This window comes from uncultured Polaribacter sp., from assembly GCF_947503875.1.
In the GTDB taxonomy this organism is placed as follows: Bacteria; Bacteroidota; Bacteroidia; order Flavobacteriales; family Flavobacteriaceae; genus Polaribacter.
In genome coordinates this window covers 130673-147717 of sequence record NZ_CANNFH010000007.1, presented here as the reverse complement: position 1 = coordinate 147717, position 17045 = coordinate 130673, and the positions used below count along the sequence as shown (strand labels likewise).

At 27.8% G+C, this 17045-nt stretch carries 17 protein-coding genes; all 17 read left to right on the top strand.

Going from position 1 to position 17045, the window contains the following annotated elements; all coding sequences use genetic code 11:
• Window positions 1–2 precede the first annotated feature (2 nt).
• The 17 genes from Q0684_RS12230 to Q0684_RS12150 all read left to right on the top strand — a co-directional run bounded on the left by Q0684_RS12230 (window position 3) and on the right by Q0684_RS12150 (window position 16976).
• Window positions 3–704 (top strand): NAD-dependent epimerase/dehydratase family protein, encoded by a 702-nt coding sequence (locus tag Q0684_RS12230; protein WP_299017186.1) that lies wholly within the window; start codon window positions 3–5, stop codon window positions 702–704.
• 4 nt (window positions 705–708) lie between these two features.
• Window positions 709–1635: a polysaccharide biosynthesis protein gene (locus Q0684_RS12225; protein ID WP_299017183.1), complete on the top strand. Its 927-nt coding sequence runs from the start codon at window positions 709–711 to the stop codon at window positions 1633–1635.
• A 2-nt stretch (window positions 1636–1637) separates the two neighbouring features.
• Window positions 1638–2636 (top strand): glycosyltransferase family A protein, encoded by a 999-nt coding sequence (locus Q0684_RS12220; protein ID WP_299017180.1) that lies wholly within the window; start codon window positions 1638–1640, stop codon window positions 2634–2636.
• A gap of 58 nt (window positions 2637–2694) precedes the next feature.
• Complete coding sequence (locus Q0684_RS12215; protein ID WP_299017177.1) at window positions 2695–3282, top strand: CatB-related O-acetyltransferase; 588 nt, start codon at window positions 2695–2697, stop codon at window positions 3280–3282.
• A complete protein-coding gene (gene neuB, locus Q0684_RS12210) occupies window positions 3275–4318 on the top strand; it encodes an N-acetylneuraminate synthase (protein WP_299017174.1) in 1044 nt (347 codons plus the stop codon). Before Q0684_RS12215 ends, neuB begins: the two co-directional genes overlap by 8 nt.
• A gap of 17 nt (window positions 4319–4335) precedes the next feature.
• A complete protein-coding gene (locus Q0684_RS12205; RefSeq protein WP_299017172.1) occupies window positions 4336–4932 on the top strand; it encodes a hypothetical protein in 597 nt (198 codons plus the stop codon).
• A complete protein-coding gene (neuC, locus tag Q0684_RS12200; RefSeq protein ID WP_299017171.1) occupies window positions 4932–6056 on the top strand; it encodes a UDP-N-acetylglucosamine 2-epimerase in 1125 nt (374 codons plus the stop codon). Before Q0684_RS12205 ends, neuC begins: the two co-directional genes overlap by 1 nt.
• A gap of 1 nt (window position 6057) precedes the next feature.
• Window positions 6058–6708: an acylneuraminate cytidylyltransferase family protein gene (locus Q0684_RS12195; protein WP_299017169.1), complete on the top strand. Its 651-nt coding sequence runs from the start codon at window positions 6058–6060 to the stop codon at window positions 6706–6708.
• Between the two features lies 1 nt (window position 6709).
• Window positions 6710–8110, top strand: a complete 1401-nt coding sequence (locus tag Q0684_RS12190) for a hypothetical protein (protein ID WP_299017166.1) — start codon at window positions 6710–6712, stop codon at window positions 8108–8110.
• Window positions 8101–9234, top strand: a complete 1134-nt coding sequence (locus tag Q0684_RS12185; protein ID WP_299017163.1) for a glycosyltransferase family 4 protein — start codon at window positions 8101–8103, stop codon at window positions 9232–9234. Before Q0684_RS12190 ends, Q0684_RS12185 begins: the two co-directional genes overlap by 10 nt.
• 74 nt (window positions 9235–9308) lie before the next feature.
• Window positions 9309–9854: a serine acetyltransferase gene (locus Q0684_RS12180; RefSeq protein WP_299017160.1), complete on the top strand. Its 546-nt coding sequence runs from the start codon at window positions 9309–9311 to the stop codon at window positions 9852–9854.
• Window positions 9854–10969, top strand: a complete 1116-nt coding sequence (locus tag Q0684_RS12175) for a glycosyltransferase (RefSeq protein ID WP_299017157.1) — start codon at window positions 9854–9856, stop codon at window positions 10967–10969. Before Q0684_RS12180 ends, Q0684_RS12175 begins: the two co-directional genes overlap by 1 nt.
• A complete protein-coding gene (locus tag Q0684_RS12170) occupies window positions 10969–12069 on the top strand; it encodes a glycosyltransferase (protein WP_299017153.1) in 1101 nt (366 codons plus the stop codon). The genes Q0684_RS12175 and Q0684_RS12170 overlap by 1 nt, the downstream gene beginning before the upstream one ends.
• A complete protein-coding gene (locus tag Q0684_RS12165) occupies window positions 12047–13372 on the top strand; it encodes an O-antigen ligase family protein (protein ID WP_299017150.1) in 1326 nt (441 codons plus the stop codon). Before Q0684_RS12170 ends, Q0684_RS12165 begins: the two co-directional genes overlap by 23 nt.
• Window positions 13359–14372 (top strand): glycosyltransferase family 4 protein, encoded by a 1014-nt coding sequence (locus Q0684_RS12160; protein ID WP_299017147.1) that lies wholly within the window; start codon window positions 13359–13361, stop codon window positions 14370–14372. The genes Q0684_RS12165 and Q0684_RS12160 overlap by 14 nt, the downstream gene beginning before the upstream one ends.
• Window positions 14372–15772, top strand: coding sequence for a hypothetical protein (locus tag Q0684_RS12155; protein WP_299017144.1), 1401 nt, complete (start codon window positions 14372–14374; stop codon window positions 15770–15772). The genes Q0684_RS12160 and Q0684_RS12155 overlap by 1 nt, the downstream gene beginning before the upstream one ends.
• Complete coding sequence (locus tag Q0684_RS12150; RefSeq protein ID WP_299017142.1) at window positions 15765–16976, top strand: glycosyltransferase family 4 protein; 1212 nt, start codon at window positions 15765–15767, stop codon at window positions 16974–16976. The genes Q0684_RS12155 and Q0684_RS12150 overlap by 8 nt, the downstream gene beginning before the upstream one ends.
• The last annotated feature ends 69 nt before the right edge of the window (window positions 16977–17045 follow it).

Genomic DNA, 17045 nt, shown 5'->3' with positions numbered 1-17045 from the left:
CCATGAATTTATTAATAACAGGTTCTAATGGTTTTATAGGTATAAATTTAATTAATCGATTAAGTTTATTAAATAAGTTTAATGTCTTTTATTTAAGTAGATATAATGATATTATTTACCCTTATATACCAGATAAATTAGATTATGTAATTCATTTGGCATCAGTTCACAGAGTAACGCCAGAGAAATTAATTGTTAATGAGAATATAAAAATAAATACTCATTTAATAGAAACATTAAAAAAATTTAATTTAAAATCTAATATGTTGTTTACGAGCTCTATACATGAAAAAAAAGACACTTTTTATGGAGAATCGAAAAGACATTCTAGTGATTATTTAAAAAATATTTGTGAAGAATGGGAAACTGAATACGTGAAATTGGTGTTTCCCAACATTTTTGGACCCTTTGCAAAACCTTATCACACCTCTGTTGTTGCAAATTTTTGTAATGATATTATTTTAGAAAAGAAGAGTATTATTAATAATGTAGATTTTGAATTAATTTATATAAATAAAGCAATAAATGCAATCTTACAGTTTAGAAATAATGTTAATTTTAACACCCAAAAAATTCATCTGTTAAAATTACATGAAAAAATTTATAATTTATATCATCAATACATTTCTAATAAATCTCTTATTATAAAAAGTAGTTTTGATTTTGAATTGCTAACTACACTTAAAAGTTATATGAATGACTAATAATATGAAATTATTTATTACTGGAGGAGCAGGTTTTTTGGGAAAAGAAATTGTAAAAAGTTATTATGGTAATGCAGAAATTACGGTTTATAGTCGTGATGAAGCGAAACACTATTTTTTGAAGAAACAATTTCCAAAGATAAAGTGCATTATTGGTGACGTTGCAGATTTTAATCACATGAATAGAGCTGCTAAAGGTCATACACATGGTATTTTTGCTGCCTCTCTAAAACAAATTGAGGCTGTCGATCAAAATGTAGATATTGCTATAAGAACAATAATAAATGGAGCTACCAATTCAAGAAAGGTAGCAGAGGAAAACAATTTTAAAGCAGCTTGCTTTATCTCATCAGATAAAAGTAGAGCAGCTACAACTTTATATGGTGCAATGAAGTTTATTGGTGGTGAAGCTTTTATTGTAAACGCTGAGGAATCTAATGTGAAATTAACTACCGCTATTTATGGCAATGTTTTAAACTCAACTGGTAGTATAATTCCTTTGATACTAGATTCAATTAAAAATAATTATGAACTTAAGTTATATTCTAAAGATATGACTCGTTTTATGATTGATGTGGATGAAGCTATTAGTTTAATTCAAAACTCTTTTAATTTTACTGGTTTTAATATCATACCAAACATTCCTAGTTTTAAAGTCTCTGATCTTTTTGAAATTTACAAAGAGGAATTTGGTCTCAAATATTCAATTGGTAAACCAAGGATTTCAGAAAAAATTCATGAAATTATGATAGCAAAAGAAGAAATACCTAGAACGTATTTAGATAAGAAAACAAATATGTTTATGATGCATTATCATGATGTACAGTTAAAAAGTAATATTAACTTTGAAGAGTTTTCTAGTGAAAATGTTGTGGTTTCAAAACAACAGCTTTATAATAAACTTAAATTAAATAACTTTTTTAGAGTATAACTATGCGTAAAGGAGTTAATCCAAATAACCATAAGACGATAAATGCTAAAAGCATTTCTCATAGGGTGATAATACCTGTATATATACCAAATTTTGAAGGGTATTTTAAAGATTCACTAAATGTATTTAAAGTTTGTGTAGAATCCTTATTAAAAACTATCAATTCTGACACGGTAATATCTATAATTTCTAACGCATCTTGTAAAGAAGTTAACAATTATATTTATAGTTTAAAGCAAGACAATAAAATTGATAGGGCTATTTTTAATAAAGAAAATGTAGGTAAAATGAATGCTATTATTGCAGAAACTAGAGCATCTTTTGAGAAATTTATAACCTACTCTGATGCCGATGTTTTTTTTGACAAAGGATGGCTCAAACAGACTTATACTATGTTTAAGAATGTGCCAAATGCAGGTTTTATTTCAATGAATCCAACACCTCAAAATTATGGCTATTCAGAATCTACTTTATTGTCAAATTTAAATATTTTGTTTTTTCAAAATAAAAAAACAGAAGAAGTTTGTTCTAGAAAAGATTTAATACATTTTCATAAAAGCATTGGTAAACCTGAAGAATTTACTGTACAAATGTTAGAAAGTAAAATACTTACTTTAGAAAATCATAATTATATTATGGGCGCAGGTCATTTTTGTTGTACTATAAAAAAAACACCCACTTTAAACTTTGTTCCTATGGAAAACTCAAATAAATTCGCTTCAGGCGGGTCAGAAGCACTTTATTTAGATATTCCATTCAATAAAACAGGCCTTTTAAAATTATCTTCCCCAAAATCATACGTTTGGCACATGGGTAACGTTTTAGAAAAAGACTGGACCTTAACTAAGTTAGATGAAATAAGCACTTTTAAAGAAGATGATTTTTCTTTTGATAGTTTGCCATCTGCAAAAGCAAACTTAATTTTACGTATCATTCCTTATAGGATAAGATTGAAAATTATTGGATTTTTAAAAAAAGTAAAATTCATAAAATTAAAGTAGATGATTTTTAATTTACGCCTTTCTATAAAAAAAAATATTATATTTTTTTCTTAATTCTTTGGAGAAGTATGAAAACGTGAAAACTTTTGGTTTTTCAAGAGGTTTACAAAACGTAAAGTTTGAAGGTAAAAACGCAATAGCAGATAGATGTAATTTTTCCGGAAATATTAGAATTGGTTGGGCTACAACATTAGGTTACAATAATGTTATTCAAGGTGATGTAGAAATAGGGAAATATTGTCAGCTAGGTTTTGATGTTGCAATTATATCAAATAACCATCCATTAAACTATATGACTACCTATATTAATAAAAATTTGTTTGATGGTGAATTGCATAATCTAAAAAAAAATGAAAAAATTGTAATTGGAAATGATGTCTGGATTGGACATAATGTAACGATAGTTGGTAATGTAAAAATTGGTAATGGAGCTGTTTTAGCAGCAGGAGCAGTAGTAACTAAAGATGTAGAACCTTACACAATTGTTGGAGGTGTTCCAGCAGAAAAAATAAAAAAGAGATTTAAAGATTCAATTATTAAAGAAATTGAAGAATTAGATTGGTGGAACAAAAAAGGAAAAGAATTAGAAGATTTAAAACCATTATTTTTTAAACATTTTAAAAATAAGGAAAGTATATATGAATAATCAATTTATAGAAATACAAGACAGAAAAGTGGGCATAGATTATCCACCCTTTGTAATAGCTGAAATAGGTATCAATCACGAAGGTTCTTTAAAAGTAGCCAAGGAAATGGTAGATGCTGCTTTTAGAGCAGGTGCAGAGTGCGTAAAACACCAAACTCATATTGTAGCGGATGAAATGAGTGGTGCTGCAAAGAAAGTAATTCCAGGAAATGCAGATGTTTCTATTTATGAAATTATGAAACGCTGTGCTTTAAATGAAGAGGAAGAAATTGCTTTGAAAAATTATGTAGAAAGTAAAGGCATGATTTTTATATCTACACCATTTTCTAGAGCAGCATCAGAAAGGTTAGAAAGAATGAATGTTGCAGCCTATAAAATAGGTTCTGGAGAATGTAATAACTATCCATTATTAGAACACATTGCTACATTTAACAAACCTGTAATTTTGAGTACAGGCATGAATACCATAGAAAGTGTAGCCAAAGCTGTTGAAATTTTTGAGAAAGCAAACGTACCTTTAGCGTTATTACATACTACAAATTTATATCCAACACCAGTGCATTTGGTTCGTTTTGGTGCAATGCAAGAATTATCTGAGGCCTTTCCTAAAAATGTTTTTGGTTTATCAGATCACACACTAACTAATCATGCTTGTTTGGGTGCAGTTGCTCTTGGCGCATCAATTGTAGAGCGTCATTTTACAGACCATAAACAAAGAACAGGCCCAGATATTGTTTGCTCTATGGATGAGAACGATTGCAAAGAATTGATTGAAGGAAGTAATTTAATTTGGCAAATGCGTGGAGGAACAAAAGAACCCGCCAAAGAAGAACAAGTTACTATAGATTTTGCTTTTGCCACTGTAGTTACAATAAAACCCATAAAAAAGGGAGAACTTTTTACGAAAGATAATATTTGGGTAAAAAGACCAGGAACAGGAGAAGTTTTAGCAGAACATTTCAATTCAATATTAGGCAGAAAGGCAACTACTAATATTAATAATGATAAACATTTAGTTTTTAGTGATTTTAATTAGGTTGATACCATTAAACTATGGAAGAAGAAAAAGAGATTAGAGATTTTGTGAAATTCTTACAATTAAAAGTTTATAAATCAATTTTAATTCCCAGTTTTATTATAGAAACTGCTTTTAAAAAAACAATAGAAGATGTTCAATATCACTTTAAAAGTAAGACTAAAACAGAAATTCTTAAAAATATTTGTTCTAATAACAATGAATTAGCTATTTTTTTATTCAGATTAGGTAATGAAATTCATTTAAATAATTTAGAGCCATTAAAATTTCAAATTCATTGGTTGTTAAAAGAAGTTTGTTGTTGTGAAATTTATTTTAATAATAGTATCGATGTGGGCTTTTATGTAGTGCATGGAGAAGGTTTAGTTATTGGAAGTAGAAATACAATAGGTAAAGGTTTTATAATTCACCAAGGTTGTACAATTGGGCATAAGATAAATGGTTCTGGTAAAGGTAATTTTATTGGTGATAATGTTACACTATATTGTAATTCATCAATTATAGGTGAATTAAACATCGGTAATAATTCAATTATAGGCGCTAATGTTGTGGTAAATAAAGATGTTAAAGAAAATTCGAAAGTAATTACATCTGGTAAAATGATTTTATTATAATGAAAAAAATAGTATTTCTTACTGGAACTCGTGCAGATTTTGGGAAACTAAAATCGTTAATTAAAATTACACAAGAATCTTTAAAATTTGATATCCAAATTTTCGCAACAGGAATGCATTTAGATGCCAAATATGGATTAACTGTAAATGAAATTTACAAAAGTGGATTTAAAAATATTGTTACTTTTCAAAACCATGTAGGGGCAGAACATATGGATAGAACTTTAGCCAAAACAATACAAGGTTTTTCAGAATATGTTGGCATACAAAAACCAGATTTAATAGTTGTGCATGGCGATAGAGTAGAAGCTTTGGCAGGTGCAATTGTAGGTAGTCTAAATAACATTTTAGTCGCACATATAGAAGGAGGTGAAATTTCTGGAACAATAGACGAACTAATAAGACATTCTGTAAGTAAATTGTCCCATTTACATTTGGTTTCTAATTCACAAGCAAAAAAGAGACTAATACAAATGGGAGAATTAGAGTCTTCAATTTTTGTTATTGGTTCACCAGATTTAGATTTAATGAACCCTCAAAAGCTTCCAAAATTGGAAGATGTAAAGAACTATTATGATATTCCTTTTGATGAATATGCTATTGCAATGTTTCATCCTGTTACTACAGAATATGAAGCTATAAAAGCACAAAGTAAAATTTTTGTGGATGTTCTTATAGAATCTAAACTAAATTACATTGTCATTTATCCTAATAATGATTTAGGGACGGAAGAAATTTTACAAGAATATAAAAGATTAGAACAGAAAGACCACATTAAAATATTTCCTTCTTTAAGATTTGAATATTTCTTAAGATTATTAAAAGAATCTAAATTTATTATTGGTAATTCTAGTGCTGGTGTTAGAGAAGCACCTTTTTACAATGTACCTACTTTAAATTTAGGAAGCAGACAAAATAAGAGGTCATTTGGTAATACAATTTTAAATATTACTTTGGAGAAATTACAAATTTTGAAAGCGATAAATAATAGTAATAAGTTAGACTTTAGAAATGATAAAATTTCAGAATTTGGAGAAGGAAATAGTGATTCTTTATTCTTAGAATTATTAAGTTCTAATAAATTTTGGGAAGTCAATTGCCAGAAACAATTTCAAGATTTATAATATGAAGATTTTAGCAATCATACCAGCAAGAGGAGGGTCTAAAGGGATACCAAGAAAGAATTTAATTAATTTTAGAGGTAAACCATTAATACAATGGTCTATAGACGTTGCTAAGAAAGCTAATTATATTAATGACGTTGTTGTATCATCAGATGATGATGAAATTTTAGAATATGCAAGTAAAACCAAAGGTGTTATTTGTATAAAAAGACCAAAGGAATTAGCTTTAGATGATTCTAGAACAGAGCCAGTTTTAACGCATGTTTTAGAAAATATCAATAATCATTACGATTATTTAGTGCTTTTACAGCCCACATCTCCGCTAAGAACTTTTGAAGATATTGATCTTTCTTTTTTGAGTTTACTAAATTCAAAAGCTAATTCGTTAATTAGTGTTTGCGATTTAGAACATCACCCTTATAAATCTTTTAGAGTTGATGAAAACGGATTTTTAAAAGGTATTATTAATAATGATTTTCCATTTTATCCAAGACAAAAATTACCAGAAGTTTATAAACCTAATGGAGCAATTTATATCATTTCAATTGCACATTTTTTAAAGAATAATCGTTTATTTACAAACAAAACAATTTATTATAAAATGTCTACAGAAACAAGCTTAGATATAGATACTTTAGAAGATTTAAAATAACATGAAAAAAATTTTAATTGTGGTACCAGATGGAGTTGGAGTAAGAAATTACTTGTATTCTAAATTTGTTAATCATCTTTTAGCAGATAATAATGAAATTATAATTTGCCATAAATTAACAAAAGGAGCAATTGAAGAAATTAGAAAACATAAACCCGAATTAAATAAATTTATAGAGATACCCAATTTTACAGAGGGCTTAAAAGCAAGAGTTTTAAGAGAATCTTTAGCTTATGCTAGATTATTACAAAACAAGAAAATTTTAAATAATAAAACGATAGTAAAGTTTTGGAGTCCAAATAAAAAAGGATTCAAAAAAAGGGTTTTATATTTTATTGCTGAAATTTTAGGAGCAATTTTATCCAAATCTAATAAATTAATAAAATTTGGTGATAAATTATTTGATGAAGAAATTAGTAAATCAGATGTTATAGCAAAAAATATATTCGAAAAACACAAACCAGATGTAGTTTTAAATCTTCATCAAAGAGCACCTATAACTTCACCTATTTTTTCTTGTGCAAAAAAAATGCAAATTAAAACAGCAACAGTTATCTATTCTTGGGATAACATACCAAAAGCAAGATTAATTTTTAGATATGATTATTACTTTGTTTGGTCTGAATTAATGAAACAAGAATTAGAATTATTGTATAAAGAAATAAAATCATCACAAATAAAAATTACAGGAACACCACAATTTGAGTTTTATTCAATCGAAAGCTATTCTAAGGATAAAAAATCTTTTTTTAAGACATATGGTCTAAATCCTTTGAAGAAGACAATTTGTTTTTCCGGAAACGATGTTACAACTTCTCCTTATGAAACTGCTTATTTAGAAGATGTTTGTGAAGAGGTATCTAAAATTGAAGAAGAAAATAGACCGCAAATAATTTTTAGAAGATGTCCTGTAGATAAATCTTCTAGGTTTGATGAAGTTATAAATAAATATAAAGAAATTTTATTTTGTATTGATCCAGATTGGAGAATAGATAAAGATTTAGAAAATTCATTTTCATCTATATATCCAGCTTACAACGATATTAAATTACTAGTAAATACAGTTTACCATTCAGATGCTATTATTAATTTAGGAAGTACTATGGCACATGATGCCGCAGTTTTAAATAAACCTTGTTTATATCTTAATTACAATCCAGTTAACAATGTATCTTGGAATGTTGAAGATATTTATAATTTTCAACATTTTAAAACTTTAAAAGATATTGAAGCAGTTGGATGGGTAAATAATAAAGATGAAATTAGAAAAAAAGTAATACTTAGTTTATTAGAACCTAATAAAGTTGGTAAGGATAGAAAGAAATGGTTAAAGAGAATTGTTTTAGAACCTCTGGAAAATAATTCGAATAATATAGTTAAAGCCATTAAAGAATGCATGTAGTTTTTTTAACTAATGAGTATCCTAAAAAAAATATTTCACATGGTGGAATAGGAACTTTTGTTCATTTTTTGGCCAATAAACTAATTTTAGAAGGTGTAAAGGTTACCGTTTTAGGGATTAATAATCTTTTTAAAAATGAGTTCGAAATAGATGCAGGAATTAATGTATTTAGATTAAAGAAATCTAAATGGAAAGTTGGTAAATTTTTTGATCAAAACAGAAGGATAATACAAAAAATAGCTCAAATAAATAATAATTTAAAAATTGATATTGTTGAAGGAAGCGAATTAAGTTTTGCTTTTTTTCCTAAAAGAACCTCTTATAAAAAAGTAATTCGATTACATGGTGGGCATCATTTTTTTGCCATAGAGTTGCATAAAAAACCTGTTTTATGGAGGGGCTATCAGGAAAAAAAATCATTTAAGAATGCAGATTTTTTTGTGGCTGTAAGTAACTATGTAGGGAAACAAACACAGCAATATTTGAATTATAAATTTAATTATGAAATCATTTATAATAGTATTAAAATTGAAAATTTTTATAAAGCAGATGCAGAAAAACAACAACAACACAAATTACTATTTATAGGTACAGTTTGTGAAAAAAAAGGAGTTGAAAATCTAGTAAAAGCTTTTGCGCTAGTTAAGCGGAAATATCCTTCAGCTATTTTAGATATTATTGGTAGAGATTGGGCATCTAAAGATAATAATTCATATATAAACTATTTAAAAAATAAATACGTTGAGATTGTAAAAACGGGAATTCATTTTAAAGGAATTTTGCCTTACAGGCAAATTCCTATAGCGATTGAAAGCGCAACAATTTGTGTGTATCCCTCGATATCTGAATCATTTGGCTTAACTATAATAGAGGCTATGTGTATGGGTAAGGCAATAGCAGTAAGTGATATAGAGCCATTTAAAGAAATTTTAGGGAATAGTAAGGCTGCCTTGTTGTTTAATAAAGAATCATCAGAAAATATGGCGAAAGTTATTATTAAATTGTTGGATAGTAAAAAAAATAGGGAAGGTTTAGAAATTAATAGTAGAAAACATATTTTAGAGAAATTTGATAATGATAAAATTTTAAAACAAAATATAGACTTTTATAAATCTGTAATTTAATTTTATTAAAAATTGTAATTGGCGTTTGAATTGGAATATTATAGTTTATTTTTACTTCATCTTTTAATATTATCATGTTTTTTAAATCAGATCTTTTTAAATATAAGCAATATAGTGGTAAATCGTCTTTAGTTTTAATTATAACAACTCAAGGACTTTGGGCAATTATTGTTTATAGAATTTCTAATTATATATTTAAAAGTAAATTACCCATAATTTTTAAAAAGCCACTTTTATTAATTGCTGTAATTTTTCAAAAATATATAGAAATTGTTACTGGTATTTCAATACCTTATTCTTGTAAAATAGGTCATTCTTTTTATATTGGACATTTTGGTGGTATTATTTTAAATGCTAATACTGTTATTGGTAATAATTGTAATATTTCTCAAGGAGTAACTATTGGTGTTAGTGGTAGAGGAGAAAAAAGAGGAGTTCCTGTAATTGGTAATAATACTTACATTGGTGCGAATGCTGTAATTGCCGGTAAAATAGTTGTTGGTAATAACTGTACAATTGCTGCAAACTCTTTGGTAATACAATCAATTGAAAATAATGCAACTGTTTTGGGTGTACCGGCAAAAGTTATTAATAAATTAGGCTCTAAAAGCTATATTTAATGAAATTTTTAATTATATCTGACGCGCCAACCTTATATAAAGAAGGCAAATTTTATTCATATGCTCCTTATGTGAATGAAATTAATTTATGGACTCATAATGTTACTACAACAACTATTGTTTCTCCAACAAAGTATAAAAAGAAATTACTGGTAGATTCTTTTAAAACTAAATTAAAAGTTTCCTCTATACCAGCTGTATCTTTAGTTTCCAATATTGAAATAATTAAAACATTAGTATTCTTACCTAATATTTTTTATAAAATTTTTATAAATATGTACAAGGCAGACCATATTCATTTAAGAATACCTGGTAGTATTGGATTGTTAGCATGTTTTGTACAAATATTCTTTCCTTCTAAGCCTAAAACAGTAAAATATGCGGGTAATTGGGATCCTAGAAGTAAACAACCGCTAAGTTATAGATTACAAAAATGGATTTTAAGCAATACTTTTTTAACTAAAAATTGTAAAGTGTTGGTATATGGAAAATGGGAAAATCAATCTAAAAATATCATTCCTTTTTTTACAGCATCATACAAAGAAGAAGAAATAGAAAAACTTGGTATTAAGGATATTTCGCAAACCATAAATTTAATTTTTGTAGGTAATTTTTCTAGAGGGAAACAACCTATGCTTGCCGTTAAAACTCTTGAAGATTTAAAAGATAAAGGTTTTAATGTTATTTTAAATATGTACGGTGATGGTGTTGAATTTAGTAAAGTACAACAATATATTGCTACAAACAAGATGGAGAATTCTGTTTTTTTACACGGCAATACTTCTAAAGCAGCCGTTAAAAAAGCCTATAATAATTCTCATTTTTTGCTTTTTATTTCAAAATCTGAAGGTTGGCCGAAAGTAGTGGCAGAGGCCATGTTTTGGAAATGTTTGCCCATAGCTTCTAATGTATCCTGTGTTGCAGATATGCTAGACCACGGTAAAAGAGGTACTTTGGTTTCTGCGGAAGTTACTGCAAAAGAAGTAAGCGCTATTGTGGCTAATTATTTAGCAAACCCTAAAATATATCAAGAACAAGTGGTAAAAGCAGCCAATTGGTCTCAGCAATATACCTTAGAAAAGTTTGAAGCTGAAATAAAAAAACTTTTAGCTTAGTGAAAAAAATAGGTGTTTTACAAATAATTGATTCTTTGCATATTGGTGGGGCAGAAAATTTAGCGGTTAATATTGCAAATGAACTGGCAGCTAATGATGTGCGTTCTTTTTTATGTGCAACAAGAGCAGAAGGCGCTTTAAAAATTAATTTAAAAGATGATGTTGGTTATTTGTTTTTAAAAAGAGCTAAAATAGTTGATTTCAGAGCCCTTTTTAGACTACGAACATTTTTAAAACAAAATAATATTACTGTATTGCATGCGCATGGCACTTCTTCTTTTTTAGTAATGTGTATTAAGATTGTTTGTCCAAAAATTAAAGTGATTTGGCATAATCACTACGGTAAAAATTTAAATTTATCAGGTTTACAACTGTTTTTTTTAAAAATAGAATCGTTATTTTTTGCAGCTGTAATAACCGTAAGTAAAGATTTAAAAGAGTGGGTAGCACTTCAATTGTATTGTAAAAAAGTATTTTATTTAACTAATTTTGTAATTTTTCAAAAAGTAAAAAAAACAACGACTTTAAAAGGAGAAAATGGCAAACGAATTGTACATTTGGCTAGTTTTAGAGAAGAAAAAGATCATGAGACATTAATAAAAGCATTTGCCAATTTTAGTTTAGATCATCAAGATTGGTCCTTACATTTGATTGGAAAATATTATAATGATGAGTATTCAGATAAGGTTTTCAATTTGATAAAAGAATTGAAGTTAAATAATACTGTTTTTGCATATGGCAGTTGTACTGATATTGAGTCTATTTTAAGTCAGTCAAATATTGGTGTACTATCCTCTAAATTTGAGGGATTACCTTTGGCTTTGTTAGAATATGGTTTGGCAAAATTACCGGTTATTGTAACTAATGTAGGGCAGTGTAATGCAGTAGTTCAAAATAATAAATTGGGTTATGTAGTGGAGACCAAAGATGCAATTGCTTTGGCTAGCAAATTAAAAAGTTTAGCATCTTCTAAGGATAAAGCTTTAATGTTTGCAGAAAATTTACACAACACAGTTAAAGAAAATTATTCGAAAGAAAATTTTATAGAAAACTTAATTAACATTTATACTTTTTCGTTTGATAGAGAAAATCTTAAATAATAAATTACAGTTTATTGCGATTCATATTCTCTTTGGTTTTTTAGGTACATTACCTGTATTTCCAAAGTTGTATGGTTTTATAGTGGTTGTAATTCCAATTTTACTAATCTATCAGTCTCAAAACAAAAGTGAAGAAGCTTTTATGCTGGCCGCTTATATTACAGGCGCTGAGGTATTCTTAAGAATGACTAATGGTTTTATACTCTATGAAACAGGGAAGTACAGTGTGATTTTATTTTTAATGTTAGGTGTCTTTTTCGGGAAATTTAAACAAGTTTTTGCTGTTCAATACATTTTTTTTATTCTAATGTTGTTAATAGGTATTGTTTTTACCCAAGTGCCAGAGGGAGAGTCTTTAAGGAAAGCTATTTTATTTAATTTGAGTGGTCCAATAGGTTTAGGAATCGCTGCAATCTATTTTTATAAAAGATCGATTACTAAACTGGAATTTTCAAATGCACTTTTTTTTATGTTATTACCATTGTTTTCCATGGTAACCTATATGTATTTTAAAACCCCAGATTTAAAAGAAATTGTATTCAATTCAGAAGCAAATTTTGCAACTTCAGGTGGTTTTGGCCCTAACCAAGTAGCCACCGCAATTGGTTTGGGTATGTTTATTTTAGTCGTTTTTATAGCCTCTAAAACAAAACTTTCAGGTTACTTGTTCCTAGATGCGCTTTTTTTAATCTATTTCTCTTATAGAGGTTTATTAACGTTTTCTAGAGGAGGAATTCTAACAGCAATCATTTCTATTGCGCTTTTTTTATTTTTTTACAGCTTGTATAAAAAAGTTTCCTTTTCAATACTTATAAAATATATTTTTATTGGAGGTTTCTTTTTAACAGCCATTTGGTTGTATACTTCTAATATTACTGGTGGAATGTTGGACAATAGATATGCAGGTAAAAACAAAATAGGAGTAAAGGAAGACATTACTAGCGGGCGTTTAGATATTATACAAGTACAGTTTGATAATTTTTTAGAATACCCTTTAGGTATTGGAGTAGGTAATGGAAAATACGAACGACAAAAAAGTATTGGAAAAATAACAGCAGCCTCACATAATGAAATAGGACGTTTATTGGAAGAGCATGGTCTTATTGGGTTTTTACTTTTAATTTTACTATTAATCGTTCCTTTGTTTAATTTTTTCCGGGGGAATTTTTATCAAAAAGCATTTGTAATTTCGTTTTATTTAATGTGGTTTTTAACCATTAATCATTCTGCCATGCGAATTGCCATACCTGGTTTTGTTTATGCCTTAAGTTTAGTTAAAATTACAGACTATGAAGAGGCCTAATTTGCTTTATATTGGAAATAATCTTACCCAAAAGACAAAATACAATTCCACACTTACGTTATTAAGTAATTTGTTGAAAGAAGAGGGATATCCTATTTTTATTAGTTCTGACAAAAGCAATAGAATAATTAGACTTTTAGAGATGTGTTTTGCCGTTTTAAAGTATAGAAAAAAAGTAAGCTATATTTTAATAGATACGTTTAGCAGCACTAATTTTTACTATGCTTTGTGTACTTCGCAAATGGCAAGATTATGCAATATAAAATACATACCCATATTGCATGGAGGTAATTTGCCAAACAGAATAAAAAAAAGTACTTTCTTTTCTAAATTAATATTTGATAATGCATATTACAATATTGCGCCATCTCATTATTTAAAATCGGCATTTGAAAAACAAGGGTATCAGGTAAAATTTATTCCAAACATTATTGAGATTGAAAACTATACATTTAAAAAGCGAGAAAATATACAGCCAAAATTATTATGGGTAAGGGCGTTTAAAAAAATATATAACCCAACAATGGCTATAGAAGTTTTGCATACTTTACTGCAAGAATATCCGAAGGCAACATTATGTATGGTTGGCCCAATTGTAGATGGGACCTATGAAAATTGTTTGAATTTAGTAGAAAAATATAATTTAAAGGATAAGGTAGTGTTTACAGGAGTTCTTATAAAAGAGGCATGGCATAAAAAAGCAGCTGACTATGATGTTTTTATAAACACCACCAATTTTGACAATACTCCAATTAGTGTTATGGAGGCTATGGCATTAGGATTACCAGTTGTAAGTACAAATGTTGGAGGTATTCCTTATTTATTGGAAGATAAAAAAGATGCACTATTGGTTGCACCAGAAAATTACAAAGAGATGACTTTAGCCATCGTTAGAATTTTGGAAGGAGAATTTAAAAATATACCATTTAAAGCAAGGCAAAAGGTAGAAACCTTTGATAGTAGTATAATTATAAATACTTGGAAAGAAATCTTAAAATAATGAACTTTTTAAATAAAATGTATCATGGTTTACCAATGCAATTGCAAAATTTTGCCATTACTATGTATGGTTTTTATTGGAAAAACAGAAGACTTGGAGCTACTTTTAAAAGAGAAGTACTAAAATTTAAAGAGCGTGAAAGTTTTACCCATTTAGAATGGGAAAATTATCAAGAAAAAGAACTTAGAAAATTATTAATTAATGCCTTTAAAAATGTTCCTTTTTATCACGATAAATATAGCAAAGCTGGTTTTAGTTTAGAAGATTTTACAAATTTTAAACTTTCCGATTTACCTAATTTGCCTTATTTAGAAAAGGAAGACTTGAGAAAGTTTGGTACAACAACATTATTATCAAAAGAAAAAGAAAAAGAGAAAGGGAAATTTCTTTTTAGTAGTGGAAGTACAGGAACACCAGTAAGTATTTATTTTTCTAAAAAAACACATCAAAAATGGTTTGCTGCCTATGAGGCAAGGGTTTTAAATTGGGCAGGAGTTTCTGCGGAAACACCAAGAGGAATGATAGGTGGAAGAAAAGTAATTGGAGATACTAAATCCAAACCGCCATATTTCAGAATAAATAAAGCCGAACAACAAACTTATTTTTCTGCTTATCACATTAACAATAAAACAGTGGCTAATTATGCAAAAGGTATTATAGATAATAAAGTTGAATACATGGTAGGGTATGCAATGAGTAATTACTATTTGGCAAAATTATTTTTAGAGCATAAAATTAATATTCCAAAGCTAAAAGCAGTAATCACTTCTAGTGAGAAATTGACTGATAGTATGAGAAAGATTTTAGAAAAAGTCTACGGTTGTAAAACATTTGATACTTATAGTGGAATGGAAGCTTGCGGTTTAGTATCACAAAATAGGTTTGGTGATTTTCTTTTTAGCCCAGATACAGGTGTATTAGAGCTAGTAGATAAACAAGGAAATGCTGTAGAAAATGGAAAGGAAGGGGAAGTTTTATTAACTGGCTTATTAAATTTTGATCAGCCTTTAATTAGGTATAGAATAGGAGATAGAGCTACTAAAAATATAAATCAAAATACTGTTTCAGAACTAAATATGCCGTCTATTTTAGAAATAAATGGTAGGATAGAAGATTGTGTTTTTACTAAAGACGGACGAGAAATTAATAGGTTTCATAGTTTATTTTTAGAAATTAAAGGCTTAATGTTAGGTCAAATTATACAAGAGGAAATTGAAAACTTTCGTATTAATTTAGTTGTAGAAAACACCTACGCTAAATCTTCTGAAAATATTATTAAAAGTCGTTTAGAAAATCAAATTGGAGATAATATCGAGGTTAAATTTATTTATTTAAAAGATGTTCCGAAAAACAAAAATGGTAAATTTAGAGCCGTTATAAATAACATAACAAATGGCTAAAGTAATTTGGGTAATTAATCAAACGGCAGGAAATTTAGAGTCTGGTTGGGGAGAAAGGCATTTTTTTTTAAGTAAAAAGTGGGTAGAAAAAGGGTATAAAATTAAAATTATTTCTGGGTCTTATAATCATCTGTTTATAAAACAACCTAATTTGTCTAATAAATGGTATACCAAAGAAAACATAAAAAAAGGTATTGATTTTTATTGGATTAAAACACCTAAATATTCCAATACAGGATTTTATAAAATTATTAGTAACTTCATTTTTACCTTAAAATTATTTTTTTTAAATACAACTATTATTGAGAAACCAGATATAATTTTGGTTTCTTCAATGCCTATGTTTCCCATTATAAATGGTGTGTTTTTTAGAAAAAAATATAAAAATGTAAAGTTAATTTTTGAAGTTAGAGATTTGTGGCCTTTAACTCCTATACATTTAAAAGGATATTCAAAAAAGCACGCGTTTATACAATTTTTAAGTTTTTTTGAAAAATATGCCTATAATAAAGCTGATGAAGTAGTTTCATTATTACCAAATACAAAAGAATATATTAGTACTGTAGCTAAAAATAAGGTTAATGTGAAGTACATCCCTAATGGTTTTGATGAATCTTTAGCAGAAAAAACAAACTTAGAAAAAGAAATAGTTAACTTAATACCTAAACATAAATTTATTGTTGGGTATACGGGTACTATAGGATTAGCAAATGCAATGGAGTTTTTTGTGCAAGCTTCAGTAGTAATGAAAACAAATACGAATATACATTTTGTAATAGTTGGAGATGGTTACTTGAAAGAATCTTTAAAAAAGAAAGTTGAAAACGCTAAGAATATTACCTTTTTAAGAAAAGTAAGTAAAGCTAAAGTACAAGCGATATTATATTATTTTGATGTTTGTTATGTAAGTAGGTATAAATCTGAACTTTATCATTATGGGGTTTCTTACAACAAATATTTTGACTATATGCTTGCTAAAAAACCTATTTTAGTGTCTTCAGAATTAATAAAAGATCAAGTAGAATTATCTGGTTGTGGTATTATAGTAGCTCCAGAATCTTCTGATGCTATAGTTAAAGGGATAGATAAGCTGTATCAAATGACTGAAAAAGAAAGAAAAGATTTGGGCTTAAAAGGCTATGATTTCATAAAAAAATACCACAGCTATAGTTATTTAAGTAATTTATATGAAAAAATATTTTAAAACCACCTCATATTAACCTATTTTTGGGAAAGTGTCCTTTTAATTAGGTTTTAGCAGAAAAGGTTTATC

Bases quoted from the DNA above. Each gene is read 5' to 3' on its own strand.
- neuC (WP_299017171.1), top strand. From the start codon at position 4,932: ATGAAAAAAATAGTATTTCTTACTGGAACTCGTGCAGATTTTGGGAAA.
- Q0684_RS12205 (WP_299017172.1), top strand. From the start codon at position 4,336: ATGGAAGAAGAAAAAGAGATTAGAGATTTTGTGAAATTCTTACAATTA.
- Q0684_RS12160 (WP_299017147.1), top strand. From the start codon at position 13,359: ATGAAGAGGCCTAATTTGCTTTATATTGGAAATAATCTTACCCAAAAG.
- Q0684_RS12230 (WP_299017186.1), top strand. From the start codon at position 3: ATGAATTTATTAATAACAGGTTCTAATGGTTTTATAGGTATAAATTTA.
- neuB (WP_299017174.1), top strand. From the start codon at position 3,275: ATGAATAATCAATTTATAGAAATACAAGACAGAAAAGTGGGCATAGAT.
- Q0684_RS12175 (WP_299017157.1), top strand. From the start codon at position 9,854: ATGAAATTTTTAATTATATCTGACGCGCCAACCTTATATAAAGAAGGC.
- Q0684_RS12150 (WP_299017142.1), top strand. From the start codon at position 15,765: ATGGCTAAAGTAATTTGGGTAATTAATCAAACGGCAGGAAATTTAGAG.
- Q0684_RS12195 (WP_299017169.1), top strand. From the start codon at position 6,058: ATGAAGATTTTAGCAATCATACCAGCAAGAGGAGGGTCTAAAGGGATA.
- Q0684_RS12220 (WP_299017180.1), top strand. From the start codon at position 1,638: ATGCGTAAAGGAGTTAATCCAAATAACCATAAGACGATAAATGCTAAA.
- Q0684_RS12155 (WP_299017144.1), top strand. From the start codon at position 14,372: ATGAACTTTTTAAATAAAATGTATCATGGTTTACCAATGCAATTGCAA.
- Q0684_RS12190 (WP_299017166.1), top strand. From the start codon at position 6,710: ATGAAAAAAATTTTAATTGTGGTACCAGATGGAGTTGGAGTAAGAAAT.
- Q0684_RS12225 (WP_299017183.1), top strand. From the start codon at position 709: ATGAAATTATTTATTACTGGAGGAGCAGGTTTTTTGGGAAAAGAAATT.
- Q0684_RS12180 (WP_299017160.1), top strand. From the start codon at position 9,309: ATGTTTTTTAAATCAGATCTTTTTAAATATAAGCAATATAGTGGTAAA.
- Q0684_RS12185 (WP_299017163.1), top strand. From the start codon at position 8,101: ATGCATGTAGTTTTTTTAACTAATGAGTATCCTAAAAAAAATATTTCA.